The 24,961-nt window shown below is 58.4% G+C and carries 19 protein-coding genes; 5 read left to right on the forward strand and 14 right to left on the reverse strand.

Annotated features, from left to right (window positions below; all coding sequences use genetic code 11):
• Positions 1-15 precede the first annotated feature (15 nt).
• Positions 16-3,291: a discoidin domain-containing protein gene (locus tag QEN43_RS11100; protein ID WP_156912860.1), complete on the reverse strand. Its 3,276-nt coding sequence runs from the start codon at positions 3,289-3,291 to the stop codon at positions 16-18.
• Positions 3,292-3,407: 116 nt separating this feature from the next.
• Here QEN43_RS11100 and QEN43_RS11105 point away from each other — a divergent pair, with 116 nt between their 5' ends.
• From QEN43_RS11105 to QEN43_RS11115, 3 genes are all read left to right on the forward strand, one after another.
• Complete coding sequence (locus QEN43_RS11105) at positions 3,408-4,199, forward strand: polysaccharide deacetylase family protein (protein WP_026611419.1); 792 nt, start codon at positions 3,408-3,410, stop codon at positions 4,197-4,199.
• A 204-nt stretch (positions 4,200-4,403) separates the two neighbouring features.
• Positions 4,404-4,799, forward strand: a complete 396-nt coding sequence (locus QEN43_RS11110; RefSeq protein ID WP_026611418.1) for a lipoprotein — start codon at positions 4,404-4,406, stop codon at positions 4,797-4,799.
• Positions 4,800-4,808: 9 nt separating this feature from the next.
• Positions 4,809-5,507 carry a class I SAM-dependent methyltransferase gene (locus QEN43_RS11115; RefSeq protein WP_026611417.1) on the forward strand — a complete coding sequence of 233 codons (699 nt, stop codon included), beginning with the start codon at positions 4,809-4,811 and terminating at the stop codon, positions 5,505-5,507.
• A gap of 363 nt (positions 5,508-5,870) precedes the next feature.
• Here the strand turns inward: QEN43_RS11115 and QEN43_RS11120 are convergent, their stop codons facing one another.
• From QEN43_RS11120 to QEN43_RS11130, 3 genes are all read right to left on the reverse strand, one after another.
• Positions 5,871-6,431, reverse strand: a complete 561-nt coding sequence (locus tag QEN43_RS11120; RefSeq protein ID WP_026611416.1) for a hypothetical protein — start codon at positions 6,429-6,431, stop codon at positions 5,871-5,873.
• 54 nt (positions 6,432-6,485) lie between these two features.
• Entirely contained in the window at positions 6,486-7,904 is a 1,419-nt protein-coding gene (locus QEN43_RS11125; RefSeq protein ID WP_051331926.1) for a serine/threonine protein kinase, read from the reverse strand.
• Positions 7,905-8,317: 413 nt separating this feature from the next.
• Positions 8,318-9,028 (reverse strand): hypothetical protein, encoded by a 711-nt coding sequence (locus tag QEN43_RS11130; RefSeq protein ID WP_202901171.1) that lies wholly within the window; start codon positions 9,026-9,028, stop codon positions 8,318-8,320.
• A 1,831-nt stretch (positions 9,029-10,859) separates the two neighbouring features.
• On the opposite strand from QEN43_RS11130, the gene QEN43_RS11135 reads away from it, so the two are divergent.
• Positions 10,860-12,443 carry a glucan biosynthesis protein gene (locus QEN43_RS11135; protein ID WP_026611415.1) on the forward strand — a complete coding sequence of 528 codons (1,584 nt, stop codon included), beginning with the start codon at positions 10,860-10,862 and terminating at the stop codon, positions 12,441-12,443.
• A gap of 208 nt (positions 12,444-12,651) precedes the next feature.
• Here the strand turns inward: QEN43_RS11135 and QEN43_RS11140 are convergent, their stop codons facing one another.
• The 5 genes from QEN43_RS11140 to QEN43_RS11160 all read right to left on the reverse strand — a co-directional run bounded on the left by QEN43_RS11140 (position 12,652) and on the right by QEN43_RS11160 (position 15,163).
• Positions 12,652-12,786, reverse strand: coding sequence for a hypothetical protein (locus tag QEN43_RS11140; protein ID WP_268870503.1), 135 nt, complete (start codon positions 12,784-12,786; stop codon positions 12,652-12,654).
• Positions 12,787-12,858: 72 nt separating this feature from the next.
• Entirely contained in the window at positions 12,859-12,990 is a 132-nt protein-coding gene (locus tag QEN43_RS11145) for a hypothetical protein (protein WP_268870502.1), read from the reverse strand.
• Positions 12,991-13,321: 331 nt separating this feature from the next.
• Positions 13,322-13,738 (reverse strand): hypothetical protein, encoded by a 417-nt coding sequence (locus tag QEN43_RS11150; protein WP_156912859.1) that lies wholly within the window; start codon positions 13,736-13,738, stop codon positions 13,322-13,324.
• A gap of 3 nt (positions 13,739-13,741) precedes the next feature.
• Positions 13,742-14,956, reverse strand: a complete 1,215-nt coding sequence (locus tag QEN43_RS11155; protein WP_026611413.1) for an RHS repeat domain-containing protein — start codon at positions 14,954-14,956, stop codon at positions 13,742-13,744.
• 3 nt (positions 14,957-14,959) lie between these two features.
• Positions 14,960-15,163 carry a hypothetical protein gene (locus tag QEN43_RS11160; protein ID WP_026611412.1) on the reverse strand — a complete coding sequence of 68 codons (204 nt, stop codon included), beginning with the start codon at positions 15,161-15,163 and terminating at the stop codon, positions 14,960-14,962.
• A gap of 259 nt (positions 15,164-15,422) precedes the next feature.
• On the opposite strand from QEN43_RS11160, the gene QEN43_RS11165 reads away from it, so the two are divergent.
• A complete protein-coding gene (locus QEN43_RS11165; RefSeq protein WP_036269165.1) occupies positions 15,423-15,698 on the forward strand; it encodes a hypothetical protein in 276 nt (91 codons plus the stop codon).
• Between the two features lie 350 nt (positions 15,699-16,048).
• Here the strand turns inward: QEN43_RS11165 and QEN43_RS11170 are convergent, their stop codons facing one another.
• The 5 genes from QEN43_RS11170 to QEN43_RS11190 all read right to left on the reverse strand — a co-directional run bounded on the left by QEN43_RS11170 (position 16,049) and on the right by QEN43_RS11190 (position 24,949).
• Positions 16,049-16,501 (reverse strand): hypothetical protein, encoded by a 453-nt coding sequence (locus QEN43_RS11170; RefSeq protein WP_026611410.1) that lies wholly within the window; start codon positions 16,499-16,501, stop codon positions 16,049-16,051.
• Positions 16,498-20,523 carry an RHS repeat-associated core domain-containing protein gene (locus tag QEN43_RS11175; protein WP_317963248.1) on the reverse strand — a complete coding sequence of 1,342 codons (4,026 nt, stop codon included), beginning with the start codon at positions 20,521-20,523 and terminating at the stop codon, positions 16,498-16,500. Before QEN43_RS11175 ends, QEN43_RS11170 begins: the two co-directional genes overlap by 4 nt.
• Positions 20,520-22,043 (reverse strand): hypothetical protein, encoded by a 1,524-nt coding sequence (locus QEN43_RS11180; RefSeq protein ID WP_026611402.1) that lies wholly within the window; start codon positions 22,041-22,043, stop codon positions 20,520-20,522. The genes QEN43_RS11175 and QEN43_RS11180 overlap by 4 nt, the downstream gene beginning before the upstream one ends.
• A 10-nt stretch (positions 22,044-22,053) precedes the next feature.
• Positions 22,054-23,994 (reverse strand): type VI secretion system Vgr family protein, encoded by a 1,941-nt coding sequence (locus tag QEN43_RS11185; protein ID WP_317963249.1) that lies wholly within the window; start codon positions 23,992-23,994, stop codon positions 22,054-22,056.
• Positions 23,995-24,232: 238 nt separating this feature from the next.
• Positions 24,233-24,949: a M48 family metallopeptidase gene (locus tag QEN43_RS11190; RefSeq protein ID WP_317963250.1), complete on the reverse strand. Its 717-nt coding sequence runs from the start codon at positions 24,947-24,949 to the stop codon at positions 24,233-24,235.
• Positions 24,950-24,961 lie beyond the last annotated feature (12 nt).

Here is a 24,961-nt window from a genome sequence, read left to right on the forward strand (position 1 = left end):
GGTAAGAAATCGGATTCAATTGGCGTGCAGCCTAACCGCGGGATCATAGTTCACCGTAACTTCGGCGGGAAATTCACCGATGATAACTTGATCGGCGTTAAACGTATCGACCGGTTTTCGGTTGACGGTGACCGACCGGATAGGCCGGTCGGCGGGCGCTTTCAGCACGATTTTGCCGGGCGGCAGAGCGAGATCGCCGGACAACCAGAGCCGCAACGTATCGGGCTCTTCCCGACGCAACACATAGCTTAAGGTCCCGTACCATGTAGGCAAACGCTTCACGCCCACATCACGACCTCCTTCCAGCCAGGCTTGCGGAATCCCTGCTGCCAGAACCAGGGCCTGGTCGCTTTCTCGCTCATAAGCATATAGAGCCCGCATGGCCCGCACGAATTCCGCGCCGATCCAGGCATGGGGCATGTCGCCTATGAACTTGGGATGCTTAGGATCGCGCCAGACGACTTCCGCCCACTGGTTCCAGCCCGAAGGACGTTGATCTTTGAGCAGAAAATCCAACAGCTCCAGCGCCTGCTCGCGCCGTCCCATGCGAACCAGCGCTTCGACCGTACGTACTTCGTAAGGCGTATACGCGGTCCACTCCACCTTGTTATCGCGCCGCCTCTCGAAATAGTCGTAATAATCGTCGAAGGTCTTGTTCAGGGCAGCCGCGGGAAGATTGCTCTCCTCGCCACCGACCGCTACCGCCATGGCGGTAGCGGTGGCATCGAAATCGCCCAACTCGGCGGAGCCCGGCAAAAAGGCGATCTTGTGCTTGGCCATGGTGCGCTCGATGGACCGGTAAAGATCGCCCCGGAAATCGTCTCGCAGGTCATGGAAATGTGCGGCACTGGCCTCGTCCATGACCAGTGCCGCGAGATCGACGGCATCCTTGAGGCCGCGTAAGGTCCAAAAACCGTCCCAGTAGGAATGCACGGGACGGGCGCTATAACCCTCGTGGCTGATGGATTCCGGCATCATGCCGAAGAACATCGATTTTTCTGGGGTCTTGTATTCTTCGCCCTTGCGCTGGTTGCTCAGCTGCTCGATATAACGCACCGATTTCACGATCGTCGGCCACATCGCGTAGACGAAACCGATATCGCGCGTGTAACGGTAGTATTCGGCAACCGCGTAAATGAACTCGCCGTGGCTATCGTTTTCGGGCACGCTATCGGCTCCCCGATGATCGACACAGCAGGGAATCTTGCCGCTCGGAAACTGAAATCCAGCATACCACTCGATGAAGCGGCGCACTTCCTCGGTATACCCCATGCCGAGCAAGGCCGCTGACATCAGGACTGCGTCGCGGATCCAGGAGCGGGCGTAAGAACGCGAGCCGGGGTAAAGTGCCGCTCCGTCCCGGTTGATGAAGATATAGGCCAGATTGCTCCTGACCGTATCCCTAAGCTTTCGCGCCTTGGGCGGCACGATCAGGTCGGCGCGCACGAGCTTGGCTTCCCAGAAGTCGACAGCTTCGCGAAACCGGGCCCGGCCGAAAGCGCTGCCGTTCCCATCCATGACGTTCGCAGCCTCCGGGAAACGCTCCGCATTCTCGTACGGAATCGCGAGAAAAATCTCGCGCGAGGCACCGGGCGGCAAATCCAGTTCATATTCGAGCGCGGCGGAGGCGTAACCGAGCGGGTCGCGGGCTTCGGTTCGCTGCGGCACCTTGCCTTCCATCAGGAAATCGGTAATCGAGCCCTCATCGAAACTCGTCGCGCCGAAGTGGTCCGGCGTCGTCAAAGGTACGACCGAACGATTCCCATCGATCCGGACGATACCCCCGTCCAACACGATCTCGTGGATAGGCGCCACACCGCCCACCATGTTCAGCGACTGCCAGGGCGGATTGACCTGAAACGGGCGAATCGCCAACAGGAGTTTGAACTGCTCACGCTTACGGCCATTGTTCTCCACCCGATAGCGTGCGTACAGGGCCTGCCCCGGCTCGGTCGCGGCGAAAGCCGTCACTTTCATTTCGATCGACTCCGAACACCAGGTCACCGAGGGCACGGGGAGATAGCCACGCTCGAGTTCGTGCACCGGATTCACATCGTTCCAGGTCACAAGCTTGCCTTTCCTGTACAAGAAAGGCTCGATGGAAAAGGCGTTCTTGTCCACCTCTAAGGCGCCTTCCTCGTTCAGCAATCCCTCTTTGTCGCTGCCATCGACGCCGACGACCGTAAAATAACTTTGTTCGCCGTAGAAGTATTTCGGGTACGTACCGCGCGGCGCCTCACGGGCGATGGTTTCGAAAAACGCGTTCGGCGAAGCGGAAAAATCGAACGGTTTCACCGTCAGCGAACTGATGCCGTATCCCCGCCCGCGGCTGCTTTTCTTCAACTCTAAGCGCAGATAGCGGGACTCGGCATCGGGCATGTAAATGTAATCGCGGCGCCCATTACCCTGGCCGACCGAGTATACCGGCTGCCACGCCTTGCCATTTTCCGAAATCTGCACCTCGTAAGCCGTTGCGTAATCATCGCGGTCCCATTCAATGACCAAACCGCCGTACTCCCGGCGTTTCAAAAAATCGATCTGCAGCCATTGGCTCTCGGCCAGCGCACCACTTCGCCACGAGGTTTCGGCGTTTCCGTCCAGCACCGCTTGCGGACCGTGGCCCTCGGCGGATGTCGAAGCCGTCACTTTGGGCGTGAGATTGTAGGCGATGATCGGCTCGCGCCTTTCCAAGCGGAAATCGTCGATCCAAATCGACCCCTTGCCGCCCGTGCTCGCCGTGATCGAAAACTCGACGAATCCGACCTGCTTGAGCGGTGCGTTAGACGGCCCCCACGCATAATCGAACATGCGTTTCTTGATGCGGTGCTGTTGCCAATCTTCCGGCAGCTTGACATCAAAGCGCCGGCGCCACCAGACATTGTCCCCGGAGGGATCGATGATTTTGAATTCGACTTTATTCGCCGGCGCTTCCGCGCGCGTATAAAACGTGAACGCGTAGTTTTCGGGCAGCGGGATGGAGAATTTCTTGCGCACAGTGACGTAACCCGTACCGCCCCGGAAATCGAAATCGAGCCGCATGCCCATACCGGTTCGACCGGTATCCTGCGTCAACTCCGCGTGCGCACCTTCCGCGGCTACCGTCATCCAACCGCTCAGGGTTTCGAAGTCATCCAGCACCACAGCCGGGGAACTCGCCGCCCATCCCGGTCCGAACCCCAGCAGGCAGGTCAAGCCCCACAAGAGCTCGATCAGCTTAAATCGATGCATGTCCAACCGGAGCAGAGCTTGTGGCATTCCGGGCAAGAGGGTAAGCGCGATGTGCTTGGACAAGCAAGCATGGAGGTCCTAGGTATCCTAATGGGCTTGAGGCGTATCATCTCCCCACGAATAAAAAAATCAGGTTTAATCGCCGCGATTTGCCCCAAGCTCCTTCATACATAACTTCGATGCAGTTCATCCACCACTGGCTACCCTCGCCTTTTCTTCGCTACTCCGCGGCTTTTCAAGTCATCGGCGGTTCTGCCGCACTTCTTGCGCCCGAAGGGTCGACCCTGCTCATCGGCGCCCTCGCTGCGAATCATGCGATCGTTTTCGGCGCGAGCGTCTGGCCCACCAGTCCGCTGCTCGGACCGAATCTCACCCGCCTTTCGACCGAACGGGCGGAACGCAACGAAATCGCGTTGACTTTCGATGATGGTCCCGACATCGAAACCACGCCCAGAGTGCTCGATCTCTTAGACCGTCACCGAGCCAAAGCCAGCTTTTTCTGTATCGCTGCCAGAGCCGAAAAACATCCGGAACTCATCCGCGAAATCGTGTCTCGAGGGCATCGCATAGAGAATCACACCTATCGCCACGCCCATACCTTCGCCTTGAGCAGTTTCGGCCAATTCAAAGCGGAAATCGCACGAGCGCAAGTGGTTCTGACTGCGCTCGCCGGCGTTCCACCCCGTTTTTTCAGGGCTCCCGTCGGCATGCGCAACCCATGGCTGCAGCCGGTGCTGTGCGACTTAGGTCTGACCCTGGTCTCATGGACGCGGCGGGGCTACGATGCCGTGTCCGGCGACCCGCGAAAAATCGTGGGGCGCTTGTCCAGAAATCTCCGCCGCGGAGACATTCTGTTGCTCCACGACGGATCTTCGGCACGCGACCGGAACGGTCGTCCCGTCGTACTGGAAGCGTTGCCGAGATTGCTGGACGAAATCGCCCGGATGAATTTCACCCCGGTATCCCTGTAAGCAATCGGGGCTCGTGAACAGGCCGTCACGGTCACGGCGGTTCCGAAGCGAAGCAAATGCGCGGTAAACGATTGTTGCTCCAAAGGCGGTTCCTTTGCACAATCGGTGCTGCAAGAGGGGGGATAGAAGAACACCGTCGGAATGGCGATTCGTGCCCAAGCATCCTCTTGAAATTTTCTGTCAACCAACAATAAGGCAAGAAAAATGAAACTCAAATCCGCACTCGTCGCGCTCTTCGTTGCTGCTTTCGTTCTTCTGGCCGGCTGTCGAACCGCTCCGGTGTACAACGTCTACGATGCGCCGGTTATGGTGACGGGCAACAAGCCCTATACGGCCGAAGACGTCGAGAAAGCCATCATTCGCGCCGGCGCTGGACTCGGCTGGCAGGTCAGAAAAGTGAAGCCGGGGCAACTCATCGGAACCCTCTACATCCGCTCCCACATGGCCGAAGTGGACATTACCTACAGTAAGGACAAATACAACATCCGTTACAGGAACAGCACCAACCTGAACTACGACGGCACGAAGATTCACAGCAACTACAACGGCTGGATTCAGAACTTCGACAACGCCATCAAGCGTGAGCTGTTAAGCATTTAGAAACGGACCGTGACCGTCGATTTCGGCTTGCTCGCCGAACGTACCGCCCGCCGCTACCGAGCGGCGGGCCGCTTCACCGAAGGATTCGTGCGAGGCAAGCTGCGGCACGATCCTGTCTATTCCTTCCTGGTGTCCAATCCTGACTGGCTTCCCCGTACCGGGTCTCTGGTTGATCTCGGCTGCGGAAGAGGCATTCTTCTGAGCTTGTTAACGGAAGCTCGAAAACTAGACATGATTCCACTTAGCGACACGCGGTACTCGGGTATCGATCTGCGTGAAAACGATGCCGCTGCCGCTCATCTGGCGCTCGGGGACGAAGCCGAAATCACCGTCGCTGATGTGCGTACCGCCGCCTTGCCCGCCTGCGACGCAATTGTCCTGCTCGACGTTCTACTCTATCTCTCAGCAGAGGAGCAGGAAGCGCTACTCAAGCGGATCGCGCAGGTTCTACCCGAAAACGGCGTACTAGTCATGCGGGAAGCAGATGCCGGTTCGGGTCTCCGCTTTCGCGCCACGCGCACGGCAGAACGGCTGTGCGCTCTGGCTCGGGGCGATTTTCGGCAGCGTTATCACTATCGCCGTGAGAAGGAATGGCGACGCCTGCTCGAAATGCTGGGATTTTCCGTGAAAACCGTGCCGATGAGCGAGGGCACACCGTTCGCCAACGTGCTTTTCGTTGCACGTCTCGGAAACACCCGACGCGGTTAGCGCGTGCGACGCCGACATGATCCGACTACGGAGAGGACGCACTCCTTAAGGAAATTCTTGAAGAAACCTCTCGAGTGTGCGGCGGACGGATCGGCTCGCCTGAGCACGGCCGAAGGACCTGTCTTGAGCGCTGCCGAAGGAGCGCGACGCCGCCGCGGGAAAGTATCCCGCAAGAAGGGAGCAACGCCGCCAGGTGACCCTCCCGCCGTGCAATCGGATATGTAGCGGCTTCATCCAAACGGTGCAATCGGCGGAAGGGACGACGGTCGGAATTCTCGCGGCGGTTCTACCGCATCTAAGCGGTCAACCGTCGTTTCTTAGGAATCATAGTCTGCATGCCTTTTCCGGCATACAACCCGCCCATCACAATATTGGAGCCCTTGATCCCCGGCGTTCGTCGAGAACCTCGAACTCGCTGTTCTTGATGAGCACAATCCTCTTTGTCGGCGCGCGACCGATAAACTCGGTTTGCAGCGTATAAGTTCCGGGCTTTGAATGCTTCGGAACTTCAATGATGGCATTGACGCCCCATCGGCCCGGTCTGAGATTGAAGGATTGCCGTCCGCTGTGAACGAGCTTGCCTTTGAGATAGATTTTCCGGAAAAGCGTACCAGTGATGGAATGATCGGGATTAGCGGGACAGAGCACATAAACGAAATGATGGACAAACTGTGATCCGGCAGCCATTCGCTGCGGGGTCAACTGTTGATCCTCGAGGTAAGCCACAGGGAGATACTTACTTCCGCCGCAATCGTATTCGGTCCACACGTCCGCGGCCGCAGTGATCAGATATTCACCGACTTTGTCGGCGTTAGATGCTTTCGTCTCAGGCTGGGCCGCCGGAACGACCTCCCTGGGCGGAGAAGACTCACAAGCCGCCAACACCAAACAACACAATGCAAAGATCAATCTCTGCAAGGCCATCAAAACGACATCTCCTGTTCGTATTGATTCTCCAGTGATCGTAAACTGCTCAGCTCACTCCGAAATAATCTTCCATCCCCCATCCACGCCCTTGTTGGACGAGCGACCGCGATCACCTCTTTTTCGCTTCACCGTTCTTGCCTTGGACGCCTTGGGCCGTTCCAAACGACTTATGGTCTTGTTGTCCGAGAGTGAATTCGACGCGGCGCTGTGATTGGGTTGGTTGACCGCCGGCGCAGCGTTCTCGGAAGACGCCTGACCGGACGCCTCGACAGGCGGTGGGACACGAACCCCAGGCCGCTCTCGAGGTTGAGGAAACGGGTGTTCCGATTCGACTGGACGGGATTGTGCGGTTTCCACGGAAACCGGAGGGGCTGACACGGGAGCTTCATGACGTGAAAAGGCCACCAGAAAAATCACGACGAAAAACGATACCGCCGTCAGCGCAACGCCTTTGGTCCGAGAGCGAACGTACGTGGCAGCCTTCGAAATTGCGCCGGCGGGGTTATTGAAGATCCGAAACGACGAGCGCGTCGTGTAAAGCCTCGTCTTTTCATCATCGTGGACTGACTCGTCATCCCGCGACGTCCACTCAGGCGAATGCCCAGTCCCCAAAACCACCTGGGCTCTCTCGTTGATCACGGGTTCAGCTACTGCACCATTCAACAAGTCTTCCAATTCGCTACGAAGCTCGCCCGCACTCTGGTATCGATCCTGCGGAGATTTTGCAAGCGCTCGCAAAACCACGGCTTCCAAACGCTTTGGGATCGGCGACACGAATTTGCTGGGGAGATCGGGAGCATCTTCCACCATGGCCCGGATCAAGTCATAGTTGGTACTTCTTTTGAAAGGCGCACGGCCGGTCAGCATCTCGTAAAGCACCACCCCCATCGCATAGATGTCAGCCCGAAAGTCAATCTCGTGGCCCAGAATCTGCTCGGGAGACATATACCGAAGAGTGCCCACGACAATGCCGGCTTGGGTTAGGCCGTTGTTTTCCAACATGCGGGCAACGCCGAAATCCATCAACTTGACGATCCCGGTCTGCGTCAAGATCAGGTTTGACGGTTTGATGTCGCGGTGGATGACCTTGAGAATATGGGCATGTTCCAGTCCTCGCAGCGCCTGGCAGATCAAGGGAACCGCGGTTTGCCACGGAATCGGACCACACCGCTTGATCAGATGGTCCAGAGTCTCGCCGCGTACGAATTCAAGTACCATGAAGTACCTGTTCCCGTCGCGGAACATGTGGTGAAGCGTAACGATATGAGGATGATTGAGACGGGCAAGAGTGATAGCTTCCTTCTGGAAGCGCTTGACGAGATCCGGCCGGTGCGTCAACTCCGGGCGGAGCAGCTTCAGGGCGACCTCCCGTTCCAGCATGACATCCATGCCCCTGAAAACCGTACCCATTCCGCCTTCGCCGACCAGTTCGAGGAGCTTGTAGCCCCCGACGACAGAACCTACATCCATATCGTCCCCCCTGTGCGGAGTTGGCAATACCCCACGCACTCCCAACATCATTGTAAGAAGGCCTCGGCTGAGCGCGATTCGAAACCCAGCATTTCGGCCGTGTCCAACCAAGCACAAGGCTTGGATAGAGAGCCACGGCGCCGGCATCTTGACCGATACCCATCTCCCTAAGGCGCCCTTTGTTTACTTACATTATCCGCGTTTCCTATGGTTGGCAACGGCTTTCTCAATACGATGTTGTCAACAAATAGATTTGTCCGGTTTTGTAGCAAATCCATTGTCCGCTTTTTTTGGGTGTGCGGAGACGCCGCTTCCGGTGCTGCCTTCTACGGCATCCCTGGCCGACCGTCGCGAAGCGGAGTTACGCGGCGGTCTCGTAGTCCTGCTCAGTCAACTGACCTTGGGCGTTGTAATCAGCCGAGCGGCGCGGGCCATGAAACACGGCCAAGCCCCATCGACATAGCGATGGACGCGCACCTTAGCCTTGACGTAGTGACAGCGGTGCCGATCAGCCGGAATCTGCAAGACCAAGCCTTCGAAACGCACGCAGTTGTCCCTACCGACCGTGCGCTCGTACTGCTCGCACAACAGCTCATCCAAGTTCCCGCCCAAGAAGGGCACGGGGGCCGAACCCTCGTTCCGGGGAGCTGATGAGCAAACTCCCGGTTGAAGGCTGATCGATAGACCTCCTCCAGATAGCGATTGGTCACCGCCATGTCCGTGAGGCCGATCGGCACCAATTCCTTCGATAGGCGCGCCTGGTGTATGGCAAAAGCCCGTTCGGAACGGCCCCGTGCCTCTGGCGAATAAGCCGGGATCATCTCAATCCCCAAGCGTTTCATGGCTTCACCGAACTGGGTCAGATGTACCCTGTCTACTTTTCCGCCTGCTTCGGGCGTAGTCCAGTAGTGGCTGCCGCGATCCGTACAGAGGGCACAGGACAGCCCCCGCGCGGTGATGACCTCCCGGACTCCGCGCAGGCTGCTCAAGGTACCTTCCTCCGCGATGAAAAACATCGAGTAAGGCTCGTCGGTGGCATCGTCCATCGTCACGATCAAATCCCACCGTTGACCCGGTACCCATTCATGGGTCGAGCCGTCCTGATGCAACAGCATGCCGGGCAAAGGACCGCGCTCCCGCCGCTTGCGGTGCGCACCCCGCTTTTTTGGCCTTAGGAACGACTTAGGACTCCTGTAACCGGTTCTTCACCCAAGTATAACTCCGCGTCCCACCATCCCACCGATACCAGGCATAAAAATGCTTGACGCTCCACCCCTCATGCCGATGCCGATAGTGCTCCACCAGCCTCATGACCTCATCCGCCGGTGCGAAACTTGGTTCAGGCGTTTATCGATCAGACCTTGCAGACTAGCCTCTTCGTACCCCGCCGAAACGCCCGTTCACAGACGCCCAACAACCGGGCAGCCTCTTCCTAGGCCAAGCGCCGGGCTTGCCAACCGTCATACGCTTCCAAAAACCTCATTCTCACTGTCTCCGGCAGCCATTCCGTCCGGTTCGCTCCTCCCTCCTCGGGTTCTCATGAAACCGGACAGATGACGTGCTACAACTGCGGACAGTTTATTTGCTCTCAACACGGCTTTCTCAATACAAAGGGACCTCGCAAAACCGCCTTCCTGGCGGTTTTTCTCATCACCAAGCCCAGGCGCAGTTTAGGCTTGGCTTACATTTTCAACCGCTTACACGGCTGAAACGACAGGGCATCCCCGCCCCCTCAACCCTGTCCGCTCGACCTGCGTTGGACTTCACAATTCAGTACACACTTTCTACCTTCAATCCCAGGGTGTGAGCCCTCGACGCCCCCGAGTACAGCGGCCTATCGGGAACAACTGTCGCCAGATTCGGTAACAGACAGGATCTACCCCCCGTTTGCCCAGACGGCCGAGTTCTACGACACGATGAACGTCGCCACCCGGTTTGTGCGCCGAGAGAGGCCGTCGTTCCTAGGCGTCATTTTCATGAACAAGGCCGCTCCGCCGGTCGGGCTGCCCTGCCAACAACCGTGGGCCCCTGCGATTACTCGTTCCGGCGGAGGCCGCGGAATTCAGCTCTCGCACGCCGAGTGATCAGCTCAGGCGCCCGGAGATGGCACGACCATTGCGTGTAAGAGTATGGAGCCAGGCCGAGAGGCCTGAATCATTCACCCGGACAGGCTAAAGGAGGTCCTTATGCAAGTACGATTGCGATTCGTCATCTTGACTTTACCTTTGATGCTGATGGGATGTGAGCAATCCGATCAACAACCCAGCACGCCACCGAAAGAGCCTAACATTCCGATGTCAGCTCCGGCTCCGGCTCCCGCTCCCAACCCAACAGTACCGGAGCCCGCACCCTCCGATCCGTCCCCGCCGCCGGACAGCGAGACGTCCCCTTAAGGAAGCGCTGAACAAGCGGGTTCCGTTTACGCCCTTCGACTGGGCTCAGAAGAGCGTTCGACGAGCCTGTCCTGAGCGAAGCCGAAGGGCCTGTACTGCTCCTGAGCGAAACAAGGGAAAGCCCCTGATGAGGGCCGCCGTCTTGGGCACCGTCCTCAGTTTTGAGCTGTTTCGGAGTGCCTCCATTCTGCGGCGATCGGCGGACTTTATGGGCTGACCGGATTTTCAGTTGGACGGCACGGCATCAACTCGCCGGCACTTCGCCTCACCGAAGCCATCCCGCACCGTCGGTGTCCCATGGATTCAGCTTCATCCGTAACTGACCTGATCGCTCCTCAAGATGGGAGCGCTTGCCCTGACCGGGCGTTCAGAAAGCACCGTATACGTCAGAGCTTTTCTTGGACCGCAGATTTCTTATCCGGCACTTATGTCTAACATCGGCGTTAGCGCAACGGCTCGAAGCAGCGTCGAGACACTTCGATTCCGCCGTCGCCCGATAGGTGCAGGTTAATTTCCTTCACAAGATGCCCTCAGAACGATAACTACAGAACGACCGATCATAATGAACATTAGCCGCCGCAACTTTCTCCGGCTGACCCTCGCTTTAAACGCGTTATCATTCCTTCGCACCGGCACCAGTTTCGCCGCCCGCAAGACCACTTTGAAACTGGGCGCGCCGGTCCCGTTCTCGTTCGAAATCTTGAAGGCGCTCGCACGCGAACGGGCGTCCCATGACTACGTCGCACCGCCGCAGCCCGATCCCGAGATCGTCAAGCAAATCGACTACGACGCGCACGGCAAACTGCAATACCGCAAGGACGCCGCCCTTTGGGCAGATGGCGGCAGCAGCTACCCGGTCACATTCCAGCATGTCGGGATGTTTTTCCCCAAGACCGTGAGCATGAATGTTGTCGAAAAAGGCATGGCGCGTGAGATCCAGTACGATCCCAACCTCTTCACCATCGGACCGGACCACATAGCCAGCGCCCTTCCGGCGAATCCCTCGGCCTTCGCCGGGTTCTGGGTGCATGAAAACCGCTTCAAGAAACCGGACTGGAAGACGCGCGAGCCCTGCGTTACCTTTCTCGGCGCCTCGTATTTCCGCGCGATCGGAGAGCTCGGCCAAGTCGGCCTTTCCGCGCGCGGCATCGCGCTGAATCCGGGTATGTCCAATCCGGAAGAATTTCCGGACTTCGTCTCGTTCTGGTTCGAAGGTGCGCGCAAAGCTGACGATCCCTTGATCGTCTACGCCTTGCTGGACGGCCCCAGCCTGAGCGGCGCCTACCGTTTCTCCATCAAGAGGACCAAAGGCGTCATTATGGACATCGAGGCGGAGCTGTTCCTACGCAAGGATATCGATCGCTTAGGCCTGGCGCCGCTAACGTCCATGTACTGGTTTTCCGAAACCGTCAAGCCCGCCGCAGTCGACTGGCGCCCCGAAGTTCACGACTCCGACGGCCTTGCCTTATGGACCGGTACCGGCGAGCACATCTGGCGGCCACTCAACAATCCTTCCCGCATCACGGTATCCAGTTTTGTCGACAAATCGCCCAAAGGTTTCGGACTGCTGCAACGCGACCGGGTGTTCGATCATTACCAGGACGGTGTACGTTACCACCTCCGCCCCTCGGCCTGGATCGAACCCCTCGGCGACTGGGGCGAAGGCACGGTACAACTCACGGAAATTCCCACGGACGACGAGATACACGACAACATCGTCGCAATGTGGGTACCTCGCGAACCGGCCACGGCGGGCAAGTCCTATCATCTCCGCTACCGACTCCACTGGCTGGCGGATGAACCCTACCCGACCTCGCTCGCCCGCTGCGTCGCCACCCGCCTCGGCAACGGCGGCCAACCCGGCAAACCGCGTCCCAAGGGCGTGCGCAAATTCACGGTCGAATTCATGGGCAAACCGCTGGCAAAACTGCCTTTCGGCACCAAACCGGAGCCCGTCGTCACCGTGTCGCGCGGGGAACTCTCAAGGATCGAAATCGAAGCCGTACCGGACGGCGTGGCCGGCCACTGGCGTACTCATTTCGACCTGGCCGTGGCGGGAACCGACCCCGTCGAGATGCGCTGCTATCTGCGTGTCAAGGACAAGGCAATGTCGGAAACCTGGCTCTATCAGTATCATCCGGCCTGAATCGAGAACCGGGCGCAAGCCGCTTACCGACGGCGTTCTTCAGGATCGAGGAATTACGGGAAGAAATCGGCGATTAAGTTACGGCAGTCTTCGAGGCTATGGCCAACGAATCTGGACCGGTGCGGAACGAGTTCTGCGGCGGCCGTTGGAACCCTCCTGAGCCGCACTCACCAGCAGGTAGTACCCCGAGATCAAAGTATTGCCGCCATCAGCGAAGTGCGCGGAACAATTCACGAATGAAATGGCGGGCCGTATTCGCGCAGTCTTCACAACTCGATGTGACGTAGACGACTACGATAACCACTACCACGGTGAAGGTGGCGAATACCCAAATGCGCGACATTACGATATCGATTGCTGAATAGTCTTGAGTTCAGAGTTTTGAAGCCAAAGGGTCATTGCTCAACCGTTTACATTACGCGATGACCAACAGTTCCATGGAACAAGGTTGCTTCGCTTCGATCTTGAACCGCCATTGGAACAGGTGGCCGACCAACCCATGGCGGCTATTGAAGCGCTGCGTATTGACGCCATTCAGCTGACGCATTCCTCCCGACGGATTGGCATCCGGCGTTTCTAGCGATGATTTGTTTTCTCGCAATATGCGTGGCAACGCTGGTTGAAGCGAGTGCAGACTTCACCCAGTAGAGTCGCCCAATCTCTTCGGTCCTGGTCGTCACAAAACATAGCTTACCGGCGATTGTCGCGCGATATGACGTGATAAAGCCCGCTTGCCATTTCGATTGCGGAGTGGTCTCGCTAGGCGGGGCTGTGTAGGACAGGAGCGCTGGATTGTAAGGCCTGACCCTTGTGTTTCGCGCACTTAGCTAAAGAAACTATCTCTACCCTCGTATCGCTCATGTCAGTCAGCCTCGAACTCAGTTCGGATGTTCATCATATTCCGAAACCTCCCATCCGATGGATGCACAGGCGAAATAAAGATGTGAACGTCGGATGTCTTCAATGCCCTCCGGGACATCCGTATAAGGGTCGAAATCGACAATCAACGATTGGCCAAACTGCACGATTCTGATACCGTCACTCAGCACTTGAATTTGTGAGTTCGCTTCTTCATTGATACAAAATTCCGAAACGTCTTTAAAACACATTCGAACATTGACCCACTCGGAGTCTCCAGTCTGTGACTGGTCGCGCGTGCCAACGACTATGCTGGCGCATCTAGATTGCCTGGATGAGCCCATCTCCACGTCGATCTTCCATACTAAGGCGTCATAGAATTGATAAAAGCGTTCCAGGAAAAGGACTGCGTCAAGGGACGTCCAAATTGTATTCATGATCTATGTACCTATTGGTCGAGCTGGATTAACTCCGCTCGGTAGCTGCTGCCACTCAGGGGGTATGTTCGCAGGCGGAATGTGCGGTTTTCCCTTTCCATGTCCGGAGGAAGGATCGCCTGGTACCGGGAATACGTGACCATGTCCTGAGGGAGCACCCGGGCCGTGGTTCTTAAAATCCACATGCGCGACAACATTCCCGTTTGCGTCGTAAATTGCATTCTGAACAGCGTTTCCTGTTTTTGGGTCCATGTGAGTATAAATCGAATTCGGCGGTTGGCCTGATAATGGAGGCTTAGCGTGTCCAGACAGATGAGGCGAACCGTTGGTAATGGCCGCAGGCGCACGTGCAAACCTGCCCCTGGCATCTCTCCAGCGTCCTGCGGCGTCTCGCGTCACTGCCGGGCCGCAGGCCAATCCTAGGGGATCGGACCAGGAATTCGCGTTAGGAGCAAACTCGAAGATATTCGGCCCCGCATAGAGACGAAGCGGATCCGATGAAATGAACTGTCCTATCGTCGGCGCGAAATACCGGTGTCGACTATAGTGAAACCCCGTCTCCCCATCCTCATACTGCCCCTGCAACCGAATCGGGTTATCGACATAGCCGACGTACAATCGCGCGATTTGCCCCCACGCTGTATAACTCGCCGCCCACAGGACTTCGCCCTTCGAGTCGGTCAGCCGGATCGGGCAGCCGTTGGGGTCGTTGTGGTAGTGCAGGAGGGTGTTCGGTCCGCTTCGGCCGCCGAGCAGCGCCAGGGGCTCGAAGGTCTCCGGGTAGTAGACCCATTCCCGGGCCATCCCTTTCGCCGGGACAACCGGATCGGTTGGGTCCTCGATCCAATCGCCAACCAGGGCGTCGCCGTCCCAGGCGAAGGCCGTGATCTGGTCGCCGCTACGCTTTTCGATTCGCCGCCCCAGGGGGTCGTAGCGATAGCGCGTGGAGACGCCTTCGAGCCGGCTTTCGATCAGCCGCTGGTTCGCATCCCACCGAAGGTGTAGGGCGCCGCGCCGGTCGTGGCGATCAATCAGATTGCCAGCGCGGTCGAAGCGATAAAAGACGTCTTCGTATTCGCCTTCCCGGGACCATTCGCCTTGGGCGTCCGGCGTCCCCGCTTGCGCGGCTTCGTGCTCGACGATCCGCGTCTTGAGCCGGTTCCCCGCGGGGTCGTTGAGGTAGTGCTTGACCTGCCCGTGCGGGTCGTATGGTATCAAGCGTCATGTTTGCACTGGCGGCGACAAATTGGCGTCAAGTTCGCCGTAGTACAGTAACTTGTATATGCCGTCCTCGTTCATCTGATAGATGCGTTCCTCCAGCGCTGCGATGAACCAGCGGTAGCTTGCATCAAAGATATAGAAGTCGCAGCCGACACCCCAGTGCAGACTACAAAGGAAATCGGCAATCTCCTTAGTTCTGCACATATGTATATCTCGTTGGTACTTTTTTGCAGGCTTTCGCAACGGCCGTCCCACAAGGCAGAGAACATGTTTGTACCGTTGGAATGCCTCTGTTTTGAGATATACGCAATCAACCAGTTCTGCATTCTCGAATTTCTCCCCCCATAGTGGAGGTGAAAGCCGAGGTAGGACTTCAGGAGCAAATTGCTGAACGAAGCAACGCTGGAGGCGGTCGGCTAAGTCACTGTTTAGCCGACGACCTGGAATTCGCAAGTCTTCCATCATGGTTCGAATACGTTTTGCCGACCTCGTCATAGGTATTGCGGAGGGTGAACGTTTCGCCTTGCTTTTCTTCGATCAGGCGGCCGTCGAGATCGAACCGGCGTTCGATACGGATGTGCGAATTGGCACAGCCAATCAGGTGGCCGTTGGCATCGTAAGCGAAGCTTTCGATCCAAGGCTTATCGCCGCCGTCCGGGTCCGGCAGCACCTTTTCGACAATGCGGCCGAGCGGGTCGGCTGCCGCGCTTGTTGGGCGCGATCAAGGTCACGCGGCTGAGTGAACGGTGAGGTGGCGTTCGTTGAACAGATCGGAGCAGTCGAAGCGGTCGTCGCATAAAGCCGGTTAGTACCTCACGTTCGCCAGATTGGCATCCGGCGTTTCCACCCATGATTCGTTATCTCACAATATGCGTGGCAACACCGGTCGAAGCGAGCGCAGACTTCACCCAGTAGAGTCGCCCCATCTCTTCGGTCCTGGTCGTCACAAAACATAGCTTACCGGCGATTCTCGCGCGATATGACGTGATAAAGCCCGCTTGCCATTTCGATGCGGAGTGGTCGTGCTATGCGTGGCCGTGTAGAACGAGAATGCTGGATTGCAAGATCTGACTCTTAAATCAGCGTGAATCAGCGTGTGCGATGGTAAAACGTAATTGTGTAATCTATGCCATCTGCCTCGGCACTGGTCTCCACACAGAAATCGTGATCTGGATATGCCTGTTTCAACCGACAACGCCAACAACTTGAAATTACGGTTGCCAAGTACTCGAGATTCTCTGCTCCAAGCATTTTGAAAGAATAGGCTAGGTCGCAAAGGTGAACATGATTTATTGCCCGTTCGATTTCCGTCAAATTTCCACCTAGGCTCGAACTCCAACTGTCGAAAACTGCTGGGGAAAAAGCGTCTGCAATAAATACCCCACCACGGAAGGTCACCAATTCTGGCCATATTAGCTGACTGAATCCAATGGCTAGGCTTGCGTCCAGGTTGTGATACACATATCCCGTTATGTCCAGATCCGGATTTGCTTTTTTCCAGATCTGGAAGTCTTCTAGTTCATCAAGATTAGGCTTGGTCATAAGATATCCTGTGGACCAGCTGGTCTTACCTTACGGTTTGGCCTAGGAAACACCTGTCCCGTTCTAGGATTAACATTGTGGACAAACTCAACAACGTGTGGAGTTGGTACACCACCATGAGCTGCACCGATGATGTCTACTCGCTTAAGCGGCAATCCTGCAACATCATAAACCTGAAAGTGTGTAATCGCCCCGGTAACCGGATCTGCTCGATAGAGTACCCTTTGGCCTGGAGTTACTGAGTCAGGAAAATGTCCGCGCACCCGTGTTGCCGCCACAAATCGGCCAGTTGCCTGGTCTCGGAAACGACCAACCCGTCTATCCAGGCACACTAAGCCAACGGGGTCGATCCATCCGATTGTGCTTGGAGCAAAACGGTATGTATTTGGGCCTGCTATAAGGCGCAATATATCCTGAGAAGCAAATTGCCCTGAATGGGACTCGTAATAACGATGCCTGTTGTAATGAAATCCCGTCTCCCCATCCTCATACTGCCCCTGCAACCGAATCGGGTTGTCGACATCGCCGACGTGCATCCGCGCGATTTGCCCCCACGCCGTATAACTCGCCGCCCATAGGACTTCGCCCTTCGAGTCGGTCAGCCGGATCGGACAGCCGTTGGGGTCGTTGTGATAGTGCAGGAGGGTATTCGGTCCGCTTCGGCCGCCAAGAAGTGCTAAGGGCTCGAAGGTCTCCGGGTAATACACCCATTCCCGGGCTATCCCTTTCGCCGAAACAACGGGGTCGGTCGGATCCTCGATCCAATCGCCGACTAGAGCGTCGCCGTCCCAGACGAAGGTCGTCACTTTATCGCCGGTGCGCTTCTCGATTCGCCGGCCTAGGGGGTCGTAGCAATAGCGGGTGGAGACGCCTTCGAGCCGGCTTTCGATCAGCCGCTGGTTCGCATCCCACCGAAGGTGTAGGGCGCCGCGCCGGTCGTGGCGCTCGATCAGGTTGCCGGCACGGTCGAAGCGATAAAAGGCACCTTCATACTCGCCTTCCCGGGACCATTCGCCTTGGGCCTTTGCTGCTCCCACTTGTACGGCTTCGTGCTCGACGATCCGCGTCTTGAGCCGGTCCCCCGCGGGGTCGTTGAGGTAGCGCTTGACCTGGCCGTGCGGGTCGAGGTGCTGGGTGATGCGGCCTACGGGATCGTAGACGTAGCGGTCGATCCCGTACTGGGCATCGCGTCGTTCGGTCAGGTTGCCGGCGGCATCGTAGTCGTAGGCAAGGTCGACGACGGTTTCCGCGTCGGTGCGGATGCGCTGGCGGGTCAGATAGCCATCGGCGCTGTAGTCGACCTCGCGGCGTAGATGAGGACTCAGTCGCTCACGGACGATCTGCCCGGCCGCATCGCGTTCGATCTGGATGGGGGTGTGGTCGTCGATGGCGATTTCGATCGCCTGGTCGAGGGCATCGTAGGCGTAACGGACGGCATGGGCGATCGCCGTGTCGCCCCGCTTGAACTCGGTGTGGCGGGCGATCCGGTTGCCGACCTCGTCATAGGCATTGCGAAGGGTGAACGTTTCGCCTTGCTTTTCCTCGATCAGGCGGCCGTCGGGATCGAACCGGCGTTCGATACGGATGTGCGGATTGGCGCAGCCGATCAGGTTGCCATTGGCATCGTAGGCGAAGCGTTCGATCCAGGGTTTATCGCCGCCGTCCGGGTCCGGGAGCGCCTTTTCGACAATGCGGCCGAGCGGGTCGGTGCGATAGTGAATCGCGCGGCCGAGCGGGTCGACGCTGCGCCGAAGATGCCCCGCCAGCGTGTAGTCGTAACGCCGCGACTGGCCCCAATAGTCCACTTCCTCGATGATGCGCCCGAGGGCGTCGCGCTCGAGCCGGTAGGTCTCGCCACGCTGGTTAGTGACGCCGATCAGCCGTTCTTCGGTATCGTAGTGGTACTGAACGGTATGGCCGTCGGGCTGGATACGCTTGGCGATCTCGCCCTGGCCGAAGTACTCGAGCCGGGTTTCCGCGCCGTTTTCGTCCACATAGCGGGTCAGATTGTCCTCGGCATCGTAGCCGCAGTGCACCGTCGCACCGGACGGCAGACGGACCGCCGTGAGCCGCCCCTTAGCGTCATAGCGATAGAGCGTCTTGCGCCCGAGCGGGTCGAGCTCGCCGATGAGGTTACCCAAGGGATCGTAAGCGAAACGCGTGACATGGCCCAGAGCATCCTTGATCCCAATAAGATTCCCAAATGCGTCGAAGCGAAGCTCGGTACGCGCACCGCGCGGGTTGGTGTAGGCAACGAGTTGCCCGTGGGCGTCGTACTCGTAGCGCGAGACATGGCCGAGCGGCGTTTTCTGCTCAATCAATAGGCCGCGCCGGTCCCAGGCTTGCTGCCAAACGCCGCCATTGGGGTCGGTGATGCGAACGGTCTTGTCGTTCTCGTCAAACTCGGTGGTGATCGCATGGCCGTCGGGGCGCGTGAGTTTGAGGAGGTTGCCGCGCTCGTCGTAAGTGTATTCGGTGCGGTGGCCATCCGGGTCCACCACCGCCGTGGTGCGGCCGGCGTCGTCATATTCGTAGATGGTCATGCCGCCCAAAGGGTCGGTCTCGTTGATCGGTAAACCGCGCTCGTCCAGCTTGATCAACGTGACTTGCCCCAGCGAATCGGTGATGCGGCGTTCGTTAAGGAGGTCCGAGTAGTCGAAGCGGTAATCGTATAACCCGCCGTCGCCCCAGGCATGGATGACCCGCCAACTCCCGTCCGGAGCCTGCTCATAGGCGTAATGGAAAGACAGACCGTTGCGGTCGGTGTGACGAACCATGCGATGGGCGTCGTAGGCGAAGCGATAGGGCTCGCCCAGCGGGTCGATGACGGCGACCAGGTCTCCCGCCTCGTCGTATTGGTAGCGGACATAAGTGTGTTCGGTCCTGCTCGCGGGATCGTGGAGTGTCACCGCCGTCAGGCGGTCGTTTTCGAGGGTGAGCGTGAGACGCCGGCCCGCCGATTCGTTGATAGCAACAATCCGGCCGCCGCGGTACTCGAAGTCGAGGGCGTTTCCGCAGCGGTCCGAGAGGCGTCCGATCGGCCAGCACAGCCGCCCCCTAGGATCACGGCGGGCCAGCGATTTGGGGAAATGATAGATGCGGTCGTCCTTGGTGGTGACCCGATATTCGTCGCCGGTATCGATCAGCCGCGCGCCGTCCATCAGCTCGAGCTCGGCGCCCTGCTCGCCCACCGCGGCCGGCAGCCGCTCGAAAGCGATCGGCCCGACTTCGGGTCCGTGCATCAGCACGCTGCCGTCCGTGCTGTCGTATTCGAGCCGAATATCGGCTGGGGTCTGCCAACCGATGCCGCACAGTCCGACAAAGTCGCCGGACGAGCCGTAGCTTCGCACCCAGCGCAGGGGAATGCGGCCCGGCAATTCGAAGTCCTGTTGCTCGACGGAAACTTCGCCGTTCAGGATGTTGACCGGCTCGGCGCGCAAGACCGTGCATTTGAGAAAGCCGGGCTTCATGTTCTTGAACAGCTTTTGCCGGAACCGCTTGAACACCCCGGACTTGGCCAGCTTGCCCAGGGCCGCGAAACCAGCCTTGAACGCGAGCCCCATCATCGAGATGGTCGGGGGGCCGCCGACGAACACGGTGGTCGGGATCGCCAGGTTGAAGGTCGTGGGCAACACCATGATCCTCGGGCCGCCCTTTTTCCGCAGCCGGAACGGGCTGACCATGCCGGCGACCTGGCAGCCCAAGACCGGCAGGGAAATGTAAGAGAACGGATCACCGTCGGCGATCACTGTCGAGCTGCCCATGAACAGCTCGTCGTCGGTGTCCGGAAATTTCGGCGCAAACGGAAACCCCGGCGGAATGTGCACGACCATGCCGGCGGTGCCGGCGGTGGCGCGCTTCATGCCGCACACGGTCACGGTCGCGCCGATGATGGGGATGTAGTCGAAAGGGTCGAAGACGACGGAGATATGGGGGGTCGGCAGCGGAGTCGGTACCGGCGTCGTGCAGAGGTGGATATCCACCCCGAGCTGGGGATCGCCGTGCTTGGCTGCCGGCATCATGCGGCTTTAACCTGCTGTTCTGCCGCGGGCGCCATCAACCCGAGTTCGCTGAACAAAGGCCAGTCGTTTCCCAACAGCTCACGGCTGCGGGCGAACAGCGACCGGAATGTCTCGTCGGCTCCGGCGACGAGGCGATCGAGGCGGGCTTCCGACTCGGCCTTGATATCGTCGATTGCGGTGAGGTAAGCCTGTTCGATGGCGCTCTCGGCTTCCGCTGTCGTCGTCTCTCCAACGGTTTGCGCTCGCTCTTCCAAAGCTTTGCGCGCCAAGCTCGAGCGCACTTGCAACTCCGCTTTTACCCGTTCCATGTGCCCCACCCGCTCTGGATCGAGCGCCCTCAGCAGGTCGATCCCCGTCAGCGGCAAGGTGGTCATACCACGCACCTCGGGTTTGAGCTGTTCTCCCAGCGCGTAAGCGCAACGTCCTCGTTCCAGGGCCCCGTCGATGTCACCGGTGCGAGCCCGGCAATAGGCCCCCATGCGGAACGCTTCGATGCCGAGGATTACGTTACGGTCTCGTTGCGCGAGGACGGCTGCCTGGTCATAGCAATGCCCCGCCGTTTCGGCATCGCCTTTTGCCAAATGCGCGCCCGCTTCGCCGAACCAGGTCTGCAGGACTAGTTTGTTGCCGGCGGGATGATTCTGCTCCGCGACTCTCTGCGCGACTTGCCGAGCGCCACAGTAAACTTGCGCCGCCTCGTCGTGTCGGTTCTCCTTCAGCAAGGCACCGGCCACCAGCATGCGCACGACCACTTCCTGATCGAGCCATTGCTGCCGGCGCACGTAGGCCAGCGCATCCTTGGCCTTGGCTTTCACCTGATCGGCCGTGCCCTTTTCAGTCAGAGCCATCAGCCCGATCAGCTGATTCCGAAACACGCCGGCCGGCCCCTGGATCGATTCCTGAGCGAACGTCTCCTGCGCGACCGTAAGCCCGTCCACTTGTGGCCGGCTCAGCACGATACGCGGATGGTCGGCGTCGAGCAAGCGCTGAAATCGGGGGTGTTCCAGGGATTCGATCAACAATATGCGCATGCGCTCTGGCAAATCGAGTGCGAGGGCGCGCAGCACCCAGTCGGCAAAGGCCGTTTCGTCGCTTATCGCGATAGGCATTAGTACACTGACCAGATGGCCTATCGAACGATGGTATTTCGATCCGAACGACCGCAAGGCAGCTACGAAAGCCGCCGTCGTGCCGGGCGACGCCGCTGGATCGAAATTCCAATCAACCGGCAATCCCTCCGCCATCAACCCCTCGCGGCTGGCGTCGTATTGAGCCCGCAAAGCTTCCTTCAGGGCTCTAGAATATTGCAAGGAGTGTTCGTAAGGCGTCTTGAACAGAATGAACAGGTCGCCGGATGTGTAATCCGACTCGGATTTTTGAGCTTCAACGAACGCTTCCATCAGGCGGAAGGCGTTTTCCGGCACTTGCCAGATCAACAGGCGCGCCGTCTTGTTCTCGCGGAACCTGACCCACTCACCACATAAATAGGCGAGACGACGTTCGACCGAATTCAGGGCCATAGCGCTTGCCCTAGCCGTTGAGGGAAATTTTCGGCGCGGTGATGGAAACGCCGGTCGGATCGATCTTGATGGTCGAGGCCCCCATGCTAATGGTGATCGCCTGCGGCGTTATCTCTATCATCGAACCCGCCACGGCGAAGCGCAGCGACGTATCGGACGTGTAGGTGCCGGCGCCGACTGCATGCAGATCGGTAGTCGACGTCGAACTCTGGTCGATGGGGCCGGTTACGGTGATCGTTCGGCCATCGGTGATATCCTCGGTCAGTCCGCCTTTTACCGTAAGCAGATGCCCCGCATCGACGGTTTCGGACAACTGTCCCTTGATGTGCATAGTACGGTTGGCGTCCACGGTCAGGGTATCGTCCACCGTTACCGTCGTCGTACGGTTGTTCTTGACGGCAGTGATTTGATCGTGCTCCACCGTAGTATTCATGTCGTATTGAGCATGAATCGTCACCTGTTCCTTTCCCGCCGTATCGTCCATGGAAATCTCGTTGTAGCCTTGCCCCTTGTGGGTATTGGATTTGATACCACTGATCACAGCCGCTCCAGGCAACGGATAAGGCGGCATGGCCTCGCCGTTGTAGACTCGGCCGGTGATGATGGGCCGGTCAGGGTCGCCTTCCAGAAAGTCGACGATCACTTCCTGGCCGATGCGCGGGATTGAGACCGCACCCCAGCCCTTGCCCGCCCAGGGGTGAGAAACACGAACCCAACAGGAACTGTTCTCGTCCCGCTTGCCCTCCCGGTCCCAATGGAATTGAACCTTGACCCGGCCATGCTCGTCCGTCCAGATTTCTTCTCCCGCTTTACCGGTCACGATCGCGGTCTGTGGGCCCTGAACGATTGGCTTTGGCGTGACGCGCGGGGAACGGTAAGGGTGTTCGCTGGCGATGGCGGTGAAGGTGCAACGATAGATGTCACCCGTCGATCCGCCCGCGACGGTGAAGTAATCATCCGACTGAAGCTGATAGGACGCTGAGGTCACCAAATACTCGCGCTCTTGATCCCGGCGCGGATGCTCGATGAGCGTGAATAATGCGCCCGTGGTAAGACCCCGGGCATTGGCCTTACCCTCTACCTGTTCGAACTGAGCCTGCAACTCTTCGATGCGGCGGCGGACATAATTCTCGCCACGCCCGGCCTCCTTATATTTGCCGGGGTAATCGTAACACTCGTATTCGGCGTGAGCGTGGTTGCGCGCAACCGCGGCTTTCACTTTAAGATCGGCGTTCGGATTCTCAAAGTCAAAGTCGGTGAGCACGTAGTTCACTGGCTGCACTTCCTGTGCGAACGACCACTCGTAGATGTGATCGCGCTTGCGTCGCTCGATATTGCCCGGCTCGATGAATGGGATTTCCTCGTATCCCCTGGTCGCCTTGTGTGCGGTGACGGAGTCCCCGAGAACCAAGGTATGTTTGCCTTCCTGGTGCTCGAAGAAGTAGTAGATCCCTTCCTCCTCCATGAGCCGGCTGACGAAGTTGAAGTCCGACTCGCGATACTGCACGCAATACTCTCGAGTGGGATAAGCGTCGCTCAGTCGCTCCTCGAAATCCCAAAAGCCTTTGTCGCGAAAGACTTGCTTGATGATCTCAGGAACGGTCTTCTCCTGAAAAATCCGGCAGTTGGTCGTGCGGGTCAGAAACCATAGCCAGGGCCTGACGCTAGCGCGGTAATAGGCATACTCGCCCAGGGAACCGTAGTGACCGAAACGGCTGACGAAGCCGTTGAAGTAACGCTGACTGTCGTCCGGCAGACGTAGCTTGACGGTAAGGCTTTGACCGAGGATTCCGTCCGGTGCGAGCGCGGAATTGGTACTCAAGAGATCAAGTTCGTACTCGAACAGCCCGCCGAGCCGCTCCCGGCCGGCCATGCGATGGAACAGCAGGACGTCCTTTCCCAAAGGGCTCACGACTTCGATCGGACGCGATTTTTGGGTCACGACTACCATCGGCCCGCTTCCTCCAGCCCATCCGGCTGTGCCCGCCGCTCCGAGACTTTACGAAGAGTCCACTCTGAAGGTTGATTCAAGGTCTCGTAGAACGCTTGTCTCGCCACTGTGACTGTCCTTAATGTATGTCCCAAAGAGATCTGACCTACATGGAGCGCCTCGCCCCCACGTTGGGCCTTGATACCTTTGTGAGCACATACTGTCAAGAGTGTGGTGCGGGTTCAGCAACGAAGCACTATTACTCTCTAATCTGCTCTTTGAGCCGCCGAAATTCGTATGAATCCTGGACGCCAGGTCCAGCCAAGCGAAAATGTCTCAATCGATTTTGGAGGGCAAGCACGCGCTCGTTCTCCGGCTGCGCCAAACCGGAACCGGCATGCGCCGGTAGACGCTCGGCGACGCCAAGCATGGCGTGCGGATCGAATCCGGCATCCCGCAGAATATCGACCGCATACTGGTCGGCCTCCAATTCTTTTCTAAGGTCGATGACCTGTACCAGTGTTCCTACCCGGTCTCGACGAACGGTCGAGGGATCATCGCTCCCGTAGCGAGGCGGATCCAGCTCGCAAAAATGGCCGGCGAGCTGATGGCCGATTTCATGCGCCAGAATCGCGGCCAGGTCGGATTCGTTTCGGGCAAAGCTGAGCGCACCATCGGCGATGTAAACGAAACCGGAGCCGATGGAAAAGGCATACGGCGAACGGTCACGCAGTACGATAAACCGCCAAGAAATGGAACGCCCGGTCAGCGAAGTGCGTCCCAGGCGCTCGCCCAGGGACTGAATGTAGCGGGAAAGTTCGTCGTTGCTCGGGCGTTGCGGCCATTCACGATCGATCTGCCGAGCCGTTTCCCGGGACCGAGATTGCTCGCTTAAACACGGCCCATAGGCTTGTGCCGCGCAGGCACAGGCGAACAGCACGGCAACGACAGCCGTGCATTGCCATCGCTTACTCATACACGCCCGAAG

The organism is Methylocaldum szegediense (genome assembly GCF_949769195.1).
In the GTDB taxonomy this organism is placed as follows: Bacteria; Pseudomonadota; Gammaproteobacteria; order Methylococcales; family Methylococcaceae; genus Methylocaldum; species Methylocaldum szegediense.

What these genes read in the sequence shown, in the direction of transcription:
- QEN43_RS11170 (WP_026611410.1), bottom strand. Translation starts at nt 16,501, where the DNA reads ATGACCAAGCCTAATCTTGATGAACTAGAAGACTTCCAGATCTGGAAA.
- QEN43_RS11185 (WP_317963249.1), bottom strand. Translation starts at nt 23,994, where the DNA reads ATGGTAGTCGTGACCCAAAAATCGCGTCCGATCGAAGTCGTGAGCCCT.
- QEN43_RS11160 (WP_026611412.1), bottom strand. Translation starts at nt 15,163, where the DNA reads ATGTGCAGAACTAAGGAGATTGCCGATTTCCTTTGTAGTCTGCACTGG.
- QEN43_RS11150 (WP_156912859.1), bottom strand. Translation starts at nt 13,738, where the DNA reads ATGAATACAATTTGGACGTCCCTTGACGCAGTCCTTTTCCTGGAACGC.
- QEN43_RS11180 (WP_026611402.1), bottom strand. Translation starts at nt 22,043, where the DNA reads ATGGCCCTGAATTCGGTCGAACGTCGTCTCGCCTATTTATGTGGTGAG.
- QEN43_RS11105 (WP_026611419.1), top strand. Translation starts at nt 3,408, where the DNA reads ATGCAGTTCATCCACCACTGGCTACCCTCGCCTTTTCTTCGCTACTCC.
- QEN43_RS11110 (WP_026611418.1), top strand. Translation starts at nt 4,404, where the DNA reads ATGAAACTCAAATCCGCACTCGTCGCGCTCTTCGTTGCTGCTTTCGTT.
- QEN43_RS11175 (WP_317963248.1), bottom strand. Translation starts at nt 20,523, where the DNA reads ATGATGCCGGCAGCCAAGCACGGCGATCCCCAGCTCGGGGTGGATATC.
- QEN43_RS11120 (WP_026611416.1), bottom strand. Translation starts at nt 6,431, where the DNA reads ATGGCCTTGCAGAGATTGATCTTTGCATTGTGTTGTTTGGTGTTGGCG.
- QEN43_RS11165 (WP_036269165.1), top strand. Translation starts at nt 15,423, where the DNA reads ATGGTTCGAATACGTTTTGCCGACCTCGTCATAGGTATTGCGGAGGGT.
- QEN43_RS11125 (WP_051331926.1), bottom strand. Translation starts at nt 7,904, where the DNA reads ATGGATGTAGGTTCTGTCGTCGGGGGCTACAAGCTCCTCGAACTGGTC.
- QEN43_RS11140 (WP_268870503.1), bottom strand. Translation starts at nt 12,786, where the DNA reads ATGTCGCGCATTTGGGTATTCGCCACCTTCACCGTGGTAGTGGTTATC.
- QEN43_RS11190 (WP_317963250.1), bottom strand. Translation starts at nt 24,949, where the DNA reads ATGAGTAAGCGATGGCAATGCACGGCTGTCGTTGCCGTGCTGTTCGCC.
- QEN43_RS11145 (WP_268870502.1), bottom strand. Translation starts at nt 12,990, where the DNA reads ATGCGTCAGCTGAATGGCGTCAATACGCAGCGCTTCAATAGCCGCCAT.
- QEN43_RS11135 (WP_026611415.1), top strand. Translation starts at nt 10,860, where the DNA reads ATGAACATTAGCCGCCGCAACTTTCTCCGGCTGACCCTCGCTTTAAAC.